4 protein-coding genes are annotated in these 1,477 nt (G+C 48.7%); all 4 read left to right on the top strand.

The genetic code is table 11. The features are described 5' to 3' along the window. Positions 1–195: 195 nt before the first annotated feature. Entirely contained in the window at positions 196–486 is a 291-nt protein-coding gene (locus AAEZ05_RS27665; protein ID WP_205892621.1) for a propanediol utilization protein, read from the top strand. Positions 487–490: 4 nt separating this feature from the next. Further along, positions 491–715, top strand: a complete 225-nt coding sequence (locus AAEZ05_RS27660; protein WP_350649720.1) for a hypothetical protein — start codon at positions 491–493, stop codon at positions 713–715. A 39-nt stretch (positions 716–754) separates the two neighbouring features. Beyond that, the gene (locus tag AAEZ05_RS27655) at positions 755–964 is read left to right on the top strand and encodes a major capsid protein (RefSeq protein ID WP_350649718.1); all 210 of its coding nucleotides are present in this window, start codon (positions 755–757) and stop codon (positions 962–964) included. Positions 965–1,113: 149 nt separating this feature from the next. Further along, a partial coding sequence (locus AAEZ05_RS27650; protein WP_350649716.1) for a hypothetical protein occupies positions 1,114–1,477 on the top strand: 364 nt, incomplete at its 3' end.

The following is a 1,477-nucleotide window of genomic DNA, read 5'->3' as shown; positions in this document are numbered from 1 at the left end:
TCAGTTGCGGCAACCATCAAAGTTATTGATGAGCGAAAAGAGCAGGGCATAAAGCCTGAAAAAATTTGGACTAAAGAGTTTGAAGAATCAGGAACCTCTTCCGTTGCTGAATGGATGGGTTACTAAAACCTGCTCAGAAGAGCATTTAACAATCGGGCACAAGCCTAAGCATTCATTGAATAGAAGGTACTAACCATGTCTGACGAAAAAACAGTCGTTCGAGTCCAAGTTACCGGCATCACTCGTTCCGGCACTTCTACTGCCTCCGGCAAACCATTCTGCATGTTCGAAGCTTATGTCTTCGTTCCTCCTGCTCCGTACCCTACTAAGAATATGTTCTTCGCTGAAACCCAACAGCAAGTTCCGCAGCCCGGAATGTATGAGTGCGATTTGATTCCAGATGAGCGCGCCAAGAATTTTGCACTTACTGTCGATCCGCGCCAAGGGCGCCGTATGACTCAACAACCAAAAGTCTCGGCAGCTTAATCGTATGGCGCTCCCTGATAAAGTCTGGATTGTAGTTTGCAAAAGCGGATTTGCTCCGGGCGGTGCCACTCCAAGCGATTGCGTTTACGAGGAAATATCAAGTTCAGTTCTTCAAGCTGATAGCTTGGGGATGACAAAAGAGCAGTACGACGAGGTGTTTGGTGCAATTGCAGGTTTGATCTGCATCATCCTAGTTTTCTCGCTGTTAAAAAAAGCAATAGAACAGTAACAACATAACTGGCATTCAGCCAACACAGGAGCAATACCCATGAAACAAGCAATCATCGGCAACACTGGTAAAATCGCCGCCGCCACTGCGCTGCTTACTGCTGCAGGCGCCTCGCAAGCAGCGTTCGACGTGGCTCCAGTGGTCGCGTCTATCACCGAAGCTGGACCAGCTGCTGCCCTCATCGGCACCGCTGTGCTGGGTGTGATCGTCATCATCAAAACCTTCAAATACATTCGTTCGGCGTTCTAACAGGGCTGAACGCTTATTTGCGACGCAGTAACGCCCTGGCTAATTACCGGGGCGTTTTTTATTCAGAAAGGGACAATATAAGGCAATGCCGAAGCATGAGGCATGCCGTTATTGACCCGCAATCTTTATAACTTCTAGAGTATGCAGCCGTGGGCTTACTATCTCGCATTAAAGCCGCAGCCCTATTCGGCTGCTTACTTTTTGCTTCACAAAGTTTTGCTGCAACCTTCGTCTACCACTTCGGGGATGTTTCCGGTCCCGACCCTTCATCAGTTTGTCCGCAGAGATGGGTTCTCTTTGGTGATCCTTTGACTTACAGCGGCGCTAGCCAAAAAACCTATTTCGGCGGTTACTGCGTTTATGATAATCATGGCTCCCCTTACGAGGCTGCTCTTTATACCCGAACTGGCGATACTTGCCCTGCTGGCTCTACTTACAATGAGGTGACTAAGCTCTGCTCTCTGTTGAATACTAAAAAGCCGGGCGATAAGTGCGACGACCAAACCGGTGGTT

Source organism: Pseudomonas sp. HY13-MNA-CIBAN-0226 (genome assembly GCF_040310305.1).
Taxonomy (GTDB): domain Bacteria; phylum Pseudomonadota; class Gammaproteobacteria; order Pseudomonadales; family Pseudomonadaceae; genus Aquipseudomonas; species Aquipseudomonas gregormendelii.
The sequence above is the reverse complement of the archived record's forward strand: the minus strand, read 5'-3'. Positions and strand labels throughout refer to the sequence as shown.

Excerpts from the sequence above, each read along its gene's own strand:
- AAEZ05_RS27665 (WP_205892621.1), top strand. The coding sequence starts at position 196 with ATGTCTGACGAAAAAACAGTCGTTCGAGTCCAAGTTACCGGCATCACT.
- AAEZ05_RS27655 (WP_350649718.1), top strand. The coding sequence starts at position 755 with ATGAAACAAGCAATCATCGGCAACACTGGTAAAATCGCCGCCGCCACT.
- AAEZ05_RS27660 (WP_350649720.1), top strand. The coding sequence starts at position 491 with ATGGCGCTCCCTGATAAAGTCTGGATTGTAGTTTGCAAAAGCGGATTT.